Here is a 16,477-nt window from a genome sequence, read left to right on the forward strand (position 1 = left end):
TAATGTTGAAATATTAGGCAAAGTTATTGCAGGAGCAATAGCAAGTATATTACAAGTTGGAGTAATAATGTCATCAGTACTTATTGCATATAAGGTAAATAGTGAAGCGTGGAATAGTATATTATATAACTTATTTAAAATTCCTCTAGAATTAATAGCTATATTTGGAATATTAGGTTATCTATTTTATTCATTCATATTTGGAGCATTAGGAGCGTTAGTAGCAAAGACAGAAGATATAGGATCAAGTGTTGGACCTATAATGATGATATTTATTGTAGTATTTATGATTAGTATATTTGGATTAATTAATGGAGATAGCACAGTAATAAAGGCTTGTTCATATATAACATTTGCATCTCCAATGACAATGATAGTAAGAGTTGCAACAGGAGCTGTTACATTAGGACAATTTATAATATCTGCATTAATATTAATAACATCAACAGTATTAGCAGAGATAGGTGATGCTAAGATATACAGGATGGATACCTTAGTGTATGGAAATCCAATAAAACTTAAAAATGCTCTAAAATGGCTTAAAAGTGGAAAGTAAATATTACAAATGCGAGAAACTAGGCTTTAAGCCTAGTTTTTCTTTATAATACTTGAGCAAATATAATTTTATGTAATAGTATTGTATCAGTTACTACCACCTTTATATAAAGAATCTGTATTAATTGAATATGAAACATCTGAACCAACTATTACTCTTTTACACTTACCAGTAAATAGAAAATCCATAGCATAATTAACTTCTTCTTGTGTCAATTCTTCGAACTTTCTATCTTGATAAAATTCAATTTCATCTTTTACATCATTTATATCAACATTTTTAAGATTATTTTTTAGTTCTTCATCTGTTATTACCTTAGGTTTTAATTGAGAATTTTCATTCGACTTTGGATTAATTTCATTATTTATTTCTGATTGGTTAGCATAAACTGTGTTTTGTTTGTATATTAGATTAAATGATAAAATTGATAATGCTGAAATACCACATAAAAATATCGTTATAAGTGTTCCTTTTTTACGTTTTTTTAAATTCATCATTCCTTCAACTCTCCTTTTAATTAAATCAATTTGGTTAGTGTTAAACTGAGAATAAAGCATAGTAGATTTTAGATTATTTCTATATCTTAATGTGTTAACTAACACTAAAGCATACTCTTTAATATCATTTATATTAGATTTTTTTAGTACTTTTTCGTCGCAAGAAAGTTCACATTGCTCATAAAAGTAAACTTTTAATATTATTATTAATGGATTAAACCAGTGAATTGCACAAGCAATCATCAATAATAATTTTAATAAATTATCTTTTCTTTTAAAATGAGTTAGCTCATGTCTAAAAATCCACTTTAATTGTCTATTATCATAGTTTTTATTAGGTATTATTATTTTGCTGCTTAAAATATTTATTAAAGCAGGTGAAGAAAGTCCATCAACTCTAAATATATTAATATTTCTATTAATATTTAAAGCTTTTTTTTCTTCTTCAAAAGCATTTATTATATTATCATCAGTTACTTTATAAGTTATATTTCTTATTTTTTTATAAAATATAATTTGTTTATAAATATTTCTAAAGATAACATATACAGCCCCAAAAATCCAAATGACAAATAGTATTTTAACATAATTTAATGAACTAATATTGTGATTATTTATGTAGTATACGCTTTTTAGAGTTGTATTATTTTGAGTTTTTAAAAATTCAAAAGGCAGATATACTTTTATATTTGATATAAAAAGCATTCTTAAAGTTATTAAAATGCAAATTATATAATTTAATTTATAAGTATATTGACTTAGAACTTTATCTTTTAATAAAGCTATTAATATAATTGGTATGCTTATATATATACTTGTTTTTAAGATATCAAATATGATATAGCTCATAGTAATTACCTACTTTCTATCCATTCTTCTAAGGCTTTAATATCTTCTTCTGATATATCCTTAGAATCATCAAGAGCTGATATCATACTAGATAAAGAGTTGTCATGTATAAAACTAAAGAAGTCTTGAGTTTCAAATTTTAGATACTCTTCACTATTAATTAGTTGATAATAAAAAATATGCCTACCTTCTTTTTCTGATTTTAGAAATTCTTTTTCAACTAGTCTCATAAGAGTTTTAGATGTAGTTCCCTTTGACCAATTATACTCTTCATTCATAAATTTTGTAATATCAACAGAAGCTACCCTAGGTTCTTCTTGAGCCCATATGTACTTCATAACTTGGAGTTCTGTTCTAGGAATCTTTTTCAAATTTAACACCTTCCTTTCTTACGGCAGTTGCCTACCTTTGTACTTAAATGGTAGTGCGACAATTGCCTTCTTGTCAACATATTTTTATTAAAATTAATATTTAAATTTTTTATTGCGAGGAAATATATGTGTTCAAAAAAATTTGCTTTAGTGAAAAGATACTAATCTATAAGTTCTGCTATAATTAAATTAACAATTGTTATATATTTTAATAAAAGATTGAAAGGGGAAATTATTGTGAGAAAGTGTACTGAATGTAATCATAAGTTTACATTTTATGATAGATTAAAATGTATTTTTAATTCGAAAGGGCATTTGAAATGTTCAGAATGTAATTCAATTTATAAATCTAAAGTAAATGTATATAGGGGAATATACATTTTTATTATTACTATGTCAAATATATTTGTATTTAATAATATCATTATTTTAAATGACTTTATGCTAAAATTTAAACTGCAAATATTAATATTAATTATAGCTATTCCTTTGTTTGATTTATTACCTCATAGGTTGCATAGATACGAAAAGATTAATTAGAAATTGCTATATATTATAAATTATGTAATAGGCTATACAGTATTATACAAGGGGGAAAAATGAACTCGAAGAAAAACAAGACAATCCTAATATTAGGTTTGATAATAATTATTATGTTTATTGCTATAAAAGTATTTGTAAAAAGTAATGAAAAGTTTGGTGGAGCAGTAATAAGTGGAAGTATTGGTGCACTTAATCTTGATAATAATGTAAACATCTCAAAAGAAGATGAAGAATATATCATCAGAGTTTGTTTCACAAAACGAAAAAATGGTATAGATGTAAATTCAGAAAGTGCTAGAAAATTAGGAGAACCAACAAATACTATGTCCTTATTTTTATACAATAAAATTGAGGGAGTATCAAGTAGAGCTTATCGTTATAATTTATGGATAGGTAATAAAACAGGATATATTCAAAATATTAAAGATAATAAAGTTTATACATTGAGTAGTGATGAAAATAAATTCTTTATAGATCAATACTTGAAATTTCATAGTATTGAAGAAGTAAAAAGTATGATATCAAATGAATTCTGATTTAGGTTATAATTTTGTTATATTACGAATTAAAAAATTTAGAGGTATAAATAATTAGTAATTCACAATGTAGCATGTTTATTTGAAGGTTTATTTTCTAACATGGGAGCGGTAGGAATAGGATACCTTTTAGAGAAAAAATTTCTTATTTTTAATAATAAGATAAGTTTTAATAAATAATATATTTATATATGAGTATAAAAATAGGAGGGGTATAATATGAATTACTTTGAACATTCATACTATCTAGGTATATTAATGATAATTGCAGGATTGATTATGAGATATGGTGCGGGGGAAAGACCTAATTCATCAGGATATAAAACATGGGCTTCTTGTAAAAATGGTACTAATTGGGTTATTGCTAATAAATATGCAGGAAAGCTAGGTATAGTTTTTGGGTTTATATATACTATAGTTTTCTATTGCATAGATAGATTTTTTACTTTAAAAAATGAAGTGGGTATATCATTGTTTGTATTTGTTACAGTATCCTTGGTTATTGTAATAGCAACAGAAATTCATTTACATAAAGAAAAGAAAAAATCATGTTAAGTTTATATAGTTAAACTTATAATTAAATATATTTAAAAAGTATCTGTTTTAGTTGACATTATAGAATGTAGATATTCTAGTATAATTAACTTAGTAACTTATAAGATGCATAATTTTATAGATTTATAAATTAATTCCCTATAGGTTATGTTGAAGACACAATATATTCTATTAAAGATAATATACAATTTACTTGGTCAAATTCCAGGTATATTGCAAGATGGCTAGATAAAGATTTAGCGTTACATGATATATATATGGAAAATAAAAAGCTAATATATTATCTAAGAAACAATCATTTATTTCAAGATAATTAATCATATATCCTTAATGCAAGAAAAAGTATAAAACTTAATGTATATAGTATAAATATGTTATAGAATATATTTATACTATATTGGAGGATTTCGGTATGAGTAACAAACACACTACTTTAAGAAAGCCAGTACTATTAACATCATTACCATTGGGCGTGATGTCATTTCTACTCCCCATATACAGCAAAAAACTTGGTATGAATGCAGTAGAGATAACAGGATTATTTTCAATACTTTCATTAATTCTAATTATAACAAGACCGATTATCGGTAAATTTACAGATAGCTTTGGAAGAAAGCCTATTTTAATAGTTTCATGTATTTTATTTGCAGCTTCCTATTTTATATTTTCCATTGCAACCACATCAGTACTAATATATGCTGCAAGGATTTTTCAAGGAATAGCAACAGCTACAATGACCATTTCAACATATTCAATTATTTCAGATACTACAAAAGAAAATAACTTCTCAAAAGCATTCGGGAGAATACATTCGTATAAATCAACTGGTTCTTTATATGGATGTATTATAGCATCTATTATATTATCATTTATGACATTTACACAGGGATGGAAAATGTTGTTTTTAATATTTTCTATTTTATCTATTTATTCAGTAATAGAGGTAATAAAGAATATTCCAGAAAGCAAAAAAATAGTAACAGTCAAATGTGATATAAATAAAAATAAGTCAAGAAATACAATGAAGCTATTAATAATTGTATTTATGACATGTATATCATCATCTATACTAGGACCAGTATTTATGATATATATGCAGGATAAATTTACAAATAATATTTTATTGCTAGCCTATGCATTTTTTCCAGCTCTTATTTCAGAAAGTTTACTTTCAAAGCGAATTGGTGCATTTTCAGATAAATGTGGCTATAGATACTCTATGATTTTTGGTATATTAATTTGTGCAATTATATCAATTATTACACCAAGTGCTAATTCTATTTTGATATTAGCTATATTATGGATTTTATCTACATTAGGTGGTGTTTTATATAATGTATCTGAGAAAAATATATATACAGATATGATAGGTGAATCATGTGTTGGGGTTATGTATAGTATCTATAGCATTGTCTGTGATTTTGGATTAATGATTGGACCTTTAGTTGGAGGGATTCTTTATGACAATGTTTCACATCAAGCACCGTTTTATTTAAGTGGTTTTTTTATGGTCATTGTAGCGATACTGATATTAATTCTAATTAAAAAAGATTCAATTTGTAGAGTAGATTAAATTAGCTTTACGTAAATAATTTTAATATGCTAAGAACTAAAGAGCATTAATGAATGATGCTCTTTTTGGTGTTTAAAAATATATGCTTTAGTGGATACTTGATAGAACAATATATTTTATGAAGTGCTATCTAATTTAACACATTTAACGTTATAATTAAAGTAGCAAATTTTAAAGTGGGGTGTAAAAGTGGTAGAGTATAAAAATAGACAAGAATTGATTTTAGAAATTTCAAATCGTGCAAAATTATTTATAGAAGAATTTAAAGACATTGATGAAAAAAATAAAGATAAGTTAATCGATGGAGTTGATAAAACACCAACTCAAATGATTGCTTATCAGTTGGGATGGATGAATCTTATCCTTGATTGGGAGAAGCAAGAACAGCAAGGATATACTGTTATAACTCCAACACCAGATTATAAATGGAACAACCTCGGTGGTTTATATGAAAGCTTTTATAAAGAATACGAGGGATATACTCTTAAAGAGTTATGCAGTATGTTTATAAAAAAAGAACAACAAATTATTGATCTGATTAACAGTTATACAGATAGTGAATTATTTCAGCAAGGGGGAAGAAAGTGGTCATCATCAACACCATCTAATTGGCCAATATGGAAGTGGATTCATATCAATACTGTTGCACCATTTAAGTCATTTAGAACAAAAATACGAAAGTGGAAAAGGTTGCAACAATAATAAAAGTAGCTATACCACAGTAACTAAAATTGATTTAGTTAAGTGGTATAGCTATCTAATAAATTTAATTCTATATAGTTTAAACTTTATATAATATATAATTCTTTTAATATTGAATTATTCATAAAGCTTTTTGTCTTTTTTATATTTCTTTACTAAGCTAAAGTATTTTACAGTCTGTATTCCTAAAAATAGAGTAATTAAAATTAATGCCCCTAATAGTGTATTTAATAATAAATGATTATTAGCTTTATATTTACTTATAAAAATAGTTATTGCAAAAAGTATAGTTGTGAATAAATACATATTTCGTATTGGAGTAAGGTATTTTATTAAATCATCATTACTTGTATGTAGGTTAAAATCCATACCATCATTTTGCTTTTCTAATATTAGTAATTCTTTGTTAAAACTTCCTGGGGAAGTTGAAATTTTACCACCATTACTCCATGGTCTAAATTTCATTTTTCCAAATGACCAGTTTATATTTATATTTTTTCTAAAGCTTTTATACCCAATATCATCTTCTAAAAAATTCTTATATTTTTTTATTTCAGAGTTTGACTTATCAGCAACAAATTCAACACAGTATATATATTCTGATGGATTGCATTTTTCAAACTCATAGGTTAATTTTCCTACCTTAATAAGCCTATATCCATGTTTAGCCATTTGATTTAACCATTTTTCTTGACCCTCTAAAAAATCAAAGAAATACTTAAACACTATTTTTTTCATATTTTATCATCCCCTACTATTTTTAAAGAGATATTAAGAACATCATTTAATCGTGCAATTTCATTTTCAACTACGATTTTACCTTTAGATGTTATTAAATACTCCTTTTTCCTACTATCATCTTTACTTTCATATGGCTCTATCCATCCTTTTTTTAACAAAGTATTAATAGCTCCATAAAGAGTACCAGCCCCTAATGATAAACGACCACTTGTTTTTAATTCTATAAATTGCATAATCCCATAGCCATGGTTAGGCTTATATAGTGCCAATAGAATAAAAAGTGTAGTTTCTGTTAAAGCACCACCTTTTACATTATCTCTCATTTTATTTCTCCTTTATTACAGTAACCTTTATTACGTTTACTGTAATAAAATTATATCAGTAAACGTAATAATTGACAATAAAATTATATCTTTATTAAGGTTTACATTAATCTTATGTATATTATCATTTTAAAGATATAAGATAACAAGTTAAAGTCAATTATGTTGAAATATACAAATAGTTATAACATATAGTATAATTATGTAGATTATTTGTTTACAATTATTATATAATACAAAATAAAAAATAATAGTAAGGGGGATATTTAAAATGATAAGTGAAGATACTAATGAATCTTGGTCTATTAGAACATCTAAGGATGAGTTATTAAACTTTATTATATTCACTGGGTGTATGTATAATTTAATTGATAATGAAAACTTTAATGAATCGAATACACCTTGGCCAACTAATCTATCAAATTTAGTTTTTGATGATTTACATATTGAAAAGCTAAAATTACAGTGGAAACTATGGTTTAATGGAGTTATAGAAAAAAGGTGTAATAATATTAACCATAATAGAATGAGTTTACTTGTTAGTGAAATATATAATGTAAATAATTTTTTAGAGCTGGAATATATTGAGCTTAGGGAATGCTGTAAAAAAGCATATCCATACTTCATTGAGTGGTGGGATATGCAAGCTGGAGGTAAAAGTGCGATTTCTTACTATGAAATTATGGTAGAAAATAGATTTTGTGATTATATAGATGAATTAGAATGTGAATTAAATAGAAAAGTTAAGGGATTTAATCTTTATATAGATATAGTATATACGGGAGTACCAGATGTACTAGATGTAAATGATGAATATATTGTAATAACTCCAAATGGATATATCAATTTAACTAAGGATTGGTGGATGAGAAAATTAGCTAAATTAGCATAATAATTACTGAAAAATTTTAATATAATGCTAATTTAAATAAGATACATTTTAGGGGGATTATCAATGGATTTAGAAAAATGTCCATTATGTGGATGTAGTGAAATTGGAGAAGGTAGTTTTGTAGGTTATGGTGGATTAATTAATTCAAAGAGTTTAATTCCTAAAACACAAGAAGTTGTAGCTAGTGTATGTACAGAATGTGGATACATAATAGCCATGAGAGTTTTAAAACCTAATAAATTTAAGAATAGTAGATAATAATATATAGGTTTAAAACTATCCATAAAAAATAAATGTATGTTATTAAATGAAGGATTAAGAGATATGAATAAGATTTTAATGATAGAAAAAACTAAGAAGTTTGTCAAGAATAAACTATATGGTGAAGGAAGTGGACACGATTGGTTTCACATAGAAAGGGTATATAACTTAGCTAAATATTTAGCAGAAAAAGAAAATGCAGATTCTTTTATTGTTGAGATGACAGCATTATTACACGATATTGATGACTGGAAATTTTCAAATACAAATGATACAAACACTACAGTTACAGAAAACTTTCTAAACTCTATAAATATAGATGATGAGTCTTTAAAAAAAATAATTAAAATAATACAAACTATGTCCTTTAAAGGTGGAGTTATTGATTCAACACAATATACTATTGAAGGAAAAGTAGTTCAGGATGCTGATAGGTTAGATGCTATAGGGGCTATAGGAATAGCTAGAACCTTCGCATATGGAGGAAATAAAAATCAATTAATGTATGACCCAACAATAAAACCAATAGATTTTAAATCTTTAAACCAAGTTAAAAATGCACAAAATCATACAATAAATCATTTTTATGAAAAATTATTAAAATTAAAGGATTTAATGAATACAGATACAGCAAAAGAAATAGCAGAAAAAAGACATAAATTTATGGAAGAGTTTTTAAATGAGTTTTATAATGAATGGAATTTTAATGGGCAAAGTGTTAAATAAAGGGGGAATAAAAATGACTACATATTTTTTTACAATTCCATATGGGGTAATTGCAGTATTTGGGATATTGATAGCTGGAGTTGGCTTATTTTTATATAATAAAAATAAGCATAAAAAGTAAACTAATAGAGGATTTAAAATATTTCCATCCTTATGGATTATCATTTAGGAAATATTTTAAATAATATAGATAAATAGGAATTTACATAAGAAAGTGAATTAGACAATGATAAAATTTTTAGAACAAATAAGAATTCCTAAGAATGATTTAATGACTTCCAAAAAGATAATGAATTCAATTATAATTTTTCTTCTTGGAATTGGACTTGGAATTTTTTCAAAATGGCTAGATACTTTATCTATAGATGATGGTATTTGGTGGCAGCATATTTTAGGTATACTCGACTTAGGAAATGTATTCTCTTTACTTGGAGTGTGGATTTTAATAGCAGTATGTATATCTATTTTTAGTAATACATCTTTACGAGCGGGCATTAATGTATTTTTATTCTTTTTAGGTATGTGTGTTAGCTATCATCTATGTAGTATTATTTTTGCAGGATTTAATCCTATGAATTACATGATGATATGGTATTTGGTAACACTTATTTCTCCATTATTGGCATTTATTTGTTGGTATGCTAAAGGAAATGGAATTATCCCATTTATTATTAAGGTATGTATAATTACAGTTATGATATTATGTTCTTTTAGTATAGGAATGTGGTATTTCGATTTTACAAGTATAATAAATACAGTGTTTTTTATAATTACATTAATTGTTTTATACGATACACAAAAGGGATCTATATATAGTTTAATAACTTCTATAGTATTGGCATATTTAATCAGATTATTTATGTAGTTAGGATAGCTGTACAAATTAAAAGAATATAATATATTAAAAATTTTAATATATTTATTATTAAAGTATATAAAAATAGCTAGAGTTTGGAGAATTTCTATAGGTCTAGCTATTTTTATTGCTTATTTATTATACAGTTGTATAAGGTAGCTAAAAATAAAATATTAAAAAGTATATGGATATATAAATACTACATCATCAACACTTTGTGAAGAAAGTTAAAACTACAATAAAATTCTTAAAGTATATATTAAGAATTTTATTGTAAAATTTTATAGCATTATTTGGGTTTATGAAATTATTTACTTTAGTGTACAGTTATTTAACTATAAGTTCTGCTATAATTAAATTAGCAATTGTTATATATTACAATAAAAGATTGAAAGGGGAAATTATTGTGGGAAATTATACTGAATGTAATCATAAGTTTACATTTTATGATAGATTAAAATGTATTTTAAATTTGACAGAACATTTGAAGTGTACAAAATGTAACTCAATTTATAAACCTAAAGCAAATGTGTATAGGGGGATATATATTTTTACTATTCTTATTTTAAATATATTTGTATTTAATAATATCATTACTTTAAATGACTTCATGCTAAAAATTAAATTGCAAATATTAATAATAATTGTAACTTTTCCTTTGTTTGATTTATTACCCCATAGGTGGCATAGATACGAAAAGATTAATTAAAAATTTAAATATATATTTGTGGTATCATTTATAATTTCCTTAGGCACACATATAAAGGATAAAAAACAAAGTAAATGATGTTTCGAAAAACATGTTTTATTTTAATATTCAAATGGAGGCGATAGTATGAGAATGTGTTTAAGATGTAATGAAACTATGGTTGAAGATTATATGTTGAAAACTGAAAATTTTACAGCTCAAGCTTCAGTGTTATTAGGAAAAGGAAGTGGAGTTTTTTCAGATACCAAAGGAAAAGTAAAGGCTACTGTTTGTCCAAAGTGTGGTGAGATTTCAATATTTTTTGATAAGTTAGATAAAATTAAGTAGTGTATTTATTTAATATATTGTGAACTTACGGAGTAGTAATCTAAAATTATTACTCTATTTTTATGTATTTGATTTAATTTTATGTAAATGCTTAATTATTGTTGAATATTAAGTACTAGTTTGCTATCATTTGTGTTGATGCTTATAATATTTTGTAACAACTAAATATTTTATTTAAAAATTTTATTCATATTAAAAGGGGGATTTATTATGAAAAAGATTTTCGATAGCTTAATATTTAAGCTAGTACTAGCAGTTATTATTGGTCTTATAGTTGGATTTGCATCTTCAGAGTCCGTAATGAACGTAATAGTTACTCTTAAATACGTTTTAGGTCAGGTTATATTCTTCTCAGTTCCATTAATAATCATTGGATTTATAGCTCCATCCATAGCTAAATTAAGACATAATGCTTCTCAATTACTAGGATTTGCAATTGGTTTTGCCTACATATCATCAGTAGGTGCAGCAGCATTTTCTGCAATATTTGGTTACATATTAATTCCAAAGTTATCAATCGCTTCAACTACAGGGTCTTTACGTGAATTACCAGAACTTATCTTTCAATTAGACATACCGCAAGTAATGCCTGTTATGAGTGCTTTATTTTTATCTATAATAGTTGGTTTAGCTGTAACTTGGACTAAAGCCGATTTAGTTGAAAAATTTCTAAATGAGTTTCAAAATATAGTTTTAAGCTTAGTTAATAGAGTTGTAATACCTATATTACCTTTCTTTATAGCTACAACATTTGCTGCTTTAGCATATGAAGGCTCTATAACTAATCATCTTCCAGTATTCTTAAAGGTTATAGTTATTGTACTTATTGGTCACTTTATATGGATGTCAGTATTATACCTTGTTGCAGGTATGATGTCAGGAAAAAATCCAATAGAAGTTATAAAATATTATGGTCCAGCTTATTTAACAGCTGTTGGAAGTATGTCTTCTGCTGCAACATTACCTGTAGCACTAGAATGTGCTAATAAGTCTAAGGTTTTAAGAAAAGATATATTAGATTTTTCTGTTCCACTTTGTTCAAATATACATCTTTGTGGTTCTGTTTTAACTGAAGTATTCTTTGTAATGGTTGTATCTCAAATTCTTTATGGTAATCTTCCAAGTGTTGGGACTATGGTTTTATTTATATTATTACTAGGAGTATTTGCAATAGGTGCACCTGGTGTTCCTGGGGGAACAGTTATGGCATCTCTTGGTTTGATAACTAGTGTTCTTGGATTTAATGAAACTGGAACAGCTCTTATATTAACTATATTTGCCCTTCAAGATAGTTTTGGAACAGCTTGTAATGTTGTTGGAGATGGTGCGTTGACTCTTATGCTTACAGGAGTTGCTGATAAGAAGAATATAAAGAGTGATGATAAATCTTTTAATTTATAGTTAGTTTAATTATTTTATAAATATAATAAAGCCTTACTACATGTATTTTGTATAAGGCTTGTTTTTATATTAATTAAGATTTATAGAAAAATTATAAGTCTTAATTATTTTTTATTAACTTAATTGTAATACAACTATAATATAACTAGAAAATAATTGAATATTATGTATAATATAATCAAAGTTCGTAATTGTTATATAACTTGAAATAGGTGAAGGGAAAGTTATAATTTTTCTCCTTGGAATTGGACTTGGAATTTTTTCAAAATGGCTAGATACTTTAGCTATAGATGATGGTATTTCGATTTTACAAGTATAATAAATACAGTGTTTTTTATAATTACATTAGTTGTTTTGTACGATACACCAAAGGTTTTTATATATAGTTAAAAGAACTATACAAATTAAAAGAATATAATATAATAATAATTTTAATATATATTGTATTAAGGGGGATATGTAATGATACTTAAGAAGAAGTATATTTTAGGATTGGCAATTATAGTTGGACTAACATTTATAGGATTAGAGAGTTTTGCTAATTCTCAAAGCAATTTAGATGATATTTCTAATAATGAAAATGTATACGAAATCAAAGAAAATGAAAATGGACAAACTTATGGTAGTAATTTAGCTACTATAGAATATGACAATGGACCAGATTTAATATCGGTTGAAATGGAAAATGGTAAAACTGGTTATGTTTACAGAGATGAGTTTTATGATAATGCAAATCAACCAAACAACCCAGAGGAAGCAATGGCTTATATGGAGAAGGTAGAAAAAAACATTAAAAAATATGGCTATTATAGAGCAATTCCTGTTTACGAAGAAGATGGAAAAACAGAAATAGGCTCATTTAAAATTGGTGGAAATTAAGTATATAAAGGTTTATATTAGATTATATACTTGGAAAACATATTATTGAAAATGTGATTAATGAACATACATTATTTATAGATATGCTAATTGAAAAAGAAATTTTAGATAAATAGATAGAGCTAGATAACTAAAAATTAATCTATATTGAACTTAACTCCCATGCCTAAGATGAATTTCTTGAGTATGGGAGTTTCTTATGAAATTAAACCACACTATATTCATAGATGTTTATCAAAACTGCTTGTACTAATAATATAAAACTACAAACCCATACAGCCTTAGTACTTATAGCAATAGATATTAAAGCATTATATAATAATTTTTCATATAATTTTACCTCTTAATATGTGAATATAACTATTAATGATATATATTATAACCTAAATTATGATAGTTACTTTAAAAGTAAATTATTAGTATTACTAAAAGCATTCTAGCCAAAGTACAAAATCAAATTATTAAAAACCCAAAGCTTGTACCATTTGAATTTAGCACTCATGCATCATTTTATGATCAGCAAGAGAGATTTAACGAAGAATTGGTAAAATTTATTGAAGAATAAAGTTTTGTATGAGTAAGGACTATTTGGTAAGTGTTAAGGAAAAGAGGTTAAATTATAGGATATATAAATAAGGAGGAACGATTCGTTCTTCTTTGTTTATGTAGTAAATGGAAATTACTCAGTTGATTTTGATGAAATATAGTTATTTACTTATGTTAAGGTTGATATTATAATATAAATAACGATTATTTACGTAGGATTAACATAGGGAGTATTTAAATTTCGGACAGAGGGGATTCCCTCGTCTTTACCATTGAAATTCATGAAAAAATGTATTGGTTAAAAGTCAATATCTTTTTTTGTGGTATAGATATATATTATTCTAAATGAAGCCAAAGTAAGTTATAATTAAGTGATAAAATTTATCATACAAAAGAGGTATTATTATATACATAGATTATAGATTATAGTAAATACTAGTATACTTAATTATACGTTAAAAATAAAAAGGGGAGAGATATGAAACATGTATTTATATATAATCATAGTAGTATTGTTATTAAGTTACTTTATATCAAGGCAAAAACCTAAGTATAGAAAAGTACTAATAACAACAAATACAGTTACATCCATTGTATATATAGTATGGAGATTTACGGTTATACCTATAAACAATGGTATGTTTAGTTTTATAATGGGGACTAGTTTATACTTAGCAGAGATAGTAGGATTAATATCATTTTTAAATTTTAAATTTTTGTTTACTAGAGAATATAAAATAGAAAAGAAAAGCATAAAAAATTTTGCATACAATAGGGTACCAAATGTAGATGTATTAATATGCACTTATAATGAGCCACTAGATTTATTAGAAAAAACAATAGTAGCTAGTATGGGGATGGAGTATGATAAGAATAAATTTAAAGTATATGTGTGTGATGATGGAAGAAGGGATAGTTTAAAAAAATTATGTAAGAAATACAAAGTAAATTATATTACTAGAGAAGATAATAAAGGTGCGAAGGCTGGAAATATAAATAATGTACTTAAATATATAAAAGGAGATTTATTTGCAGTATTAGATGCAGATATGATTCCCAAAAAAGATTTTTTATCTAAAACCGTTGGGTACTTTGTAGATGAAAATTTAGCTTTTGTTCAAACACCACAAGTATACTATAACCAAGATATGTATCAATACAATTTAAATAAGAATATACCTAATGAGCAAGATTTCTTTATGAGAGAAATTGAAGAAGCGAGGGCATCTATAAATGCAGTTTTACATGTAGGTACAAATGCAGTATTTAGGAGATCTACTGTTGAAGAAATTGGTGGTTACCCAACATGCTCAATAACTGAAGATATGGCAGTAGGAATGTTGTTACAATCAAAAGGGTATACTACAATGTTTATCAATGAAGTATTAGTTTTAGGTTTAAGTGCAACTACGTTTTCAGAGTTAGTGAAGCAAAGGGATCGTTGGTGTAGAGGTAATTTACAGGTGTTAAAGAAATTTAACCCTTTATTTACTAGAGGACTTACTCTAAGTCAAAAAATTGCATATTTGGATGGTGCTATATATTGGTTTTCTAGTTTACAAAAGTTAATTTATATAATTTGTCCTTTAGTATATTTAACTACTCAAAAACTTATAATAAATGCGGATGCTTATTCGTTGATTAGTATGTTCGTGCCATATTTATTGGGACAGATTTTAATATTTAATACATTGTCACCAAAAACTAGAAGCTTAAAATGGGCACATTATTATGAAATGGCTATGGCACCTCATATAAGCTTATCTGTACTTAAAGAGATGTTATCTATAAAGGTTAATTTTAATGTTACTTCAAAGGATATTACTAATGATAGAAAACAGTTCCAGTTTAGAATAGCCATGCCTCATATAGTTATAATAGTAGTTACTTTAATTGGTTGGTATATTAGTGGAAAAATGTTTTTAGAAGGTAATATACACGTAGGTGCATATCTTATTAATATGGGATGGAGTATTTTTAATTTTATTGGAGCAATTATATGTATAAAGGTTGCTTATCAAAAGCCTATATTTAGAAATACAGAAAGAATTGAAGTTGTAGATGATATAAGAATTGAGTTAGAAGATGGTATGAATCGTTTAAGAGGAAAGGTAGTAGATATATCTGAGAAAGGCATTGGAATAGAGTTAAGTAATGATGAAGAGATCGAACTCGGAAATAAGCTAGGTTTAGTTATTAAAGGGATTAAGATTAATTGTAAGGTTGCTAGAAAAAGAGGTACAATAGTTGGGTTAACTTATGATAATCTAAATGTTGAGCAAATGGAGATGATTATGGATATTTATGTGGATAATATGAGTCCTTATTATGATCCAAAGAGAACTCAGCGATATGTAGAAGATAAAAATATAGAAAAATCAGTAGCTGTATAAACGTAATTTAAGTGTTTGACTTAATATAAATTAAGTCAGATTTTTTTGTAATAATTCCTATGAGATTAAGGATGTTATAAGTATAAGGAAGAAGAACAGTGTTAAATGAAAAGAAAACAATAAATTAAATGAACTTATATTTACTAGAAGGTAAAAAGTAAATTAATTTCGGGTATTATTTCTGATATTCCTCTCCATAATTGAAGTCCACGAAAAAGGTATTGACCATATTTAGTCAATA

At 25.7% G+C, this 16,477-nt stretch carries 17 protein-coding genes; 13 read left to right on the top strand and 4 right to left on the bottom strand.

The genetic code is table 11. The features are described 5' to 3' along the window. Positions 1 to 25: 25 nt before the first annotated feature. Positions 26 to 556 carry an ABC transporter permease gene (locus I4U89_RS02610; protein ID WP_442971110.1) on the top strand — a complete coding sequence of 177 codons (531 nt, stop codon included), beginning with the start codon at positions 26 to 28 and terminating at the stop codon, positions 554 to 556. Between the two features lie 86 nt (positions 557 to 642). On the opposite strand, the gene I4U89_RS02615 is transcribed toward I4U89_RS02610, so the two are convergent. Both I4U89_RS02615 and I4U89_RS02620 read right to left on the bottom strand, forming a co-directional pair. After that, positions 643 to 1,902 carry a M56 family metallopeptidase gene (locus I4U89_RS02615; protein ID WP_195938111.1) on the bottom strand — a complete coding sequence of 420 codons (1,260 nt, stop codon included), beginning with the start codon at positions 1,900 to 1,902 and terminating at the stop codon, positions 643 to 645. Between the two features lie 5 nt (positions 1,903 to 1,907). After that, positions 1,908 to 2,273 (bottom strand): BlaI/MecI/CopY family transcriptional regulator, encoded by a 366-nt coding sequence (locus tag I4U89_RS02620; protein ID WP_195938112.1) that lies wholly within the window; start codon positions 2,271 to 2,273, stop codon positions 1,908 to 1,910. A 599-nt stretch (positions 2,274 to 2,872) separates the two neighbouring features. On the opposite strand from I4U89_RS02620, the gene I4U89_RS02625 reads away from it, so the two are divergent. The 4 genes from I4U89_RS02625 to I4U89_RS02640 all read left to right on the top strand — a co-directional run bounded on the left by I4U89_RS02625 (position 2,873) and on the right by I4U89_RS02640 (position 6,182). Beyond that, positions 2,873 to 3,352 (top strand): hypothetical protein, encoded by a 480-nt coding sequence (locus I4U89_RS02625; RefSeq protein ID WP_195938113.1) that lies wholly within the window; start codon positions 2,873 to 2,875, stop codon positions 3,350 to 3,352. A gap of 219 nt (positions 3,353 to 3,571) precedes the next feature. Continuing rightward, positions 3,572 to 3,907, top strand: a complete 336-nt coding sequence (locus tag I4U89_RS02630) for an SdpI family protein (protein WP_195938114.1) — start codon at positions 3,572 to 3,574, stop codon at positions 3,905 to 3,907. A gap of 412 nt (positions 3,908 to 4,319) precedes the next feature. Continuing rightward, on the top strand, positions 4,320 to 5,480 hold the full coding sequence (locus I4U89_RS02635) for an MFS transporter (RefSeq protein ID WP_195938115.1): 1,161 nt from the start codon (positions 4,320 to 4,322) through the stop codon (positions 5,478 to 5,480). 189 nt (positions 5,481 to 5,669) lie between these two features. Beyond that, a complete protein-coding gene (locus I4U89_RS02640) occupies positions 5,670 to 6,182 on the top strand; it encodes a ClbS/DfsB family four-helix bundle protein (protein ID WP_195938116.1) in 513 nt (170 codons plus the stop codon). A 117-nt stretch (positions 6,183 to 6,299) separates the two neighbouring features. Here the strand turns inward: I4U89_RS02640 and I4U89_RS02645 are convergent, their stop codons facing one another. Beyond that, entirely contained in the window at positions 6,300 to 6,920 is a 621-nt protein-coding gene (locus I4U89_RS02645; RefSeq protein WP_195938117.1) for a DUF2812 domain-containing protein, read from the bottom strand. Next, the gene (locus I4U89_RS02650; RefSeq protein ID WP_166505147.1) at positions 6,917 to 7,246 is read right to left on the bottom strand and encodes a PadR family transcriptional regulator; all 330 of its coding nucleotides are present in this window, start codon (positions 7,244 to 7,246) and stop codon (positions 6,917 to 6,919) included. The genes I4U89_RS02645 and I4U89_RS02650 overlap by 4 nt, the downstream gene beginning before the upstream one ends. Before the next feature lie 271 nt (positions 7,247 to 7,517). Here I4U89_RS02650 and I4U89_RS02655 point away from each other — a divergent pair, with 271 nt between their 5' ends. The 8 genes from I4U89_RS02655 (at position 7,518) to I4U89_RS02690 (ending at position 16,236) form a co-directional block, all read left to right on the top strand. Continuing rightward, the gene (locus I4U89_RS02655) at positions 7,518 to 8,138 is read left to right on the top strand and encodes a hypothetical protein (protein WP_195938118.1); all 621 of its coding nucleotides are present in this window, start codon (positions 7,518 to 7,520) and stop codon (positions 8,136 to 8,138) included. Positions 8,139 to 8,201: 63 nt separating this feature from the next. Continuing rightward, a complete protein-coding gene (locus I4U89_RS02660) occupies positions 8,202 to 8,396 on the top strand; it encodes a transcription initiation factor TFIIIB (protein ID WP_195938119.1) in 195 nt (64 codons plus the stop codon). A gap of 66 nt (positions 8,397 to 8,462) precedes the next feature. Next, positions 8,463 to 9,125 carry an HD domain-containing protein gene (locus tag I4U89_RS02665; protein WP_195938120.1) on the top strand — a complete coding sequence of 221 codons (663 nt, stop codon included), beginning with the start codon at positions 8,463 to 8,465 and terminating at the stop codon, positions 9,123 to 9,125. Positions 9,126 to 9,351: 226 nt separating this feature from the next. After that, entirely contained in the window at positions 9,352 to 9,990 is a 639-nt protein-coding gene (locus I4U89_RS02670) for a hypothetical protein (RefSeq protein WP_195938121.1), read from the top strand. 826 nt (positions 9,991 to 10,816) lie between these two features. Then, the gene (locus tag I4U89_RS02675; RefSeq protein ID WP_195938122.1) at positions 10,817 to 11,017 is read left to right on the top strand and encodes a hypothetical protein; all 201 of its coding nucleotides are present in this window, start codon (positions 10,817 to 10,819) and stop codon (positions 11,015 to 11,017) included. A gap of 210 nt (positions 11,018 to 11,227) precedes the next feature. Next, the gene (locus tag I4U89_RS02680; protein WP_195938123.1) at positions 11,228 to 12,418 is read left to right on the top strand and encodes a dicarboxylate/amino acid:cation symporter; all 1,191 of its coding nucleotides are present in this window, start codon (positions 11,228 to 11,230) and stop codon (positions 12,416 to 12,418) included. A gap of 462 nt (positions 12,419 to 12,880) precedes the next feature. Beyond that, entirely contained in the window at positions 12,881 to 13,297 is a 417-nt protein-coding gene (locus tag I4U89_RS02685) for a hypothetical protein (protein ID WP_195938124.1), read from the top strand. Between the two features lie 1,031 nt (positions 13,298 to 14,328). After that, positions 14,329 to 16,236 (top strand): glycosyltransferase, encoded by a 1,908-nt coding sequence (locus I4U89_RS02690; protein WP_195938125.1) that lies wholly within the window; start codon positions 14,329 to 14,331, stop codon positions 16,234 to 16,236. The last annotated feature ends 241 nt before the right edge of the window (positions 16,237 to 16,477 follow it).

The sequence above is a fragment of the Romboutsia sp. 1001713B170131_170501_G6 genome (genome assembly GCF_015668195.1).
Taxonomy (GTDB): domain Bacteria; phylum Bacillota; class Clostridia; order Peptostreptococcales; family Peptostreptococcaceae; genus Romboutsia_C.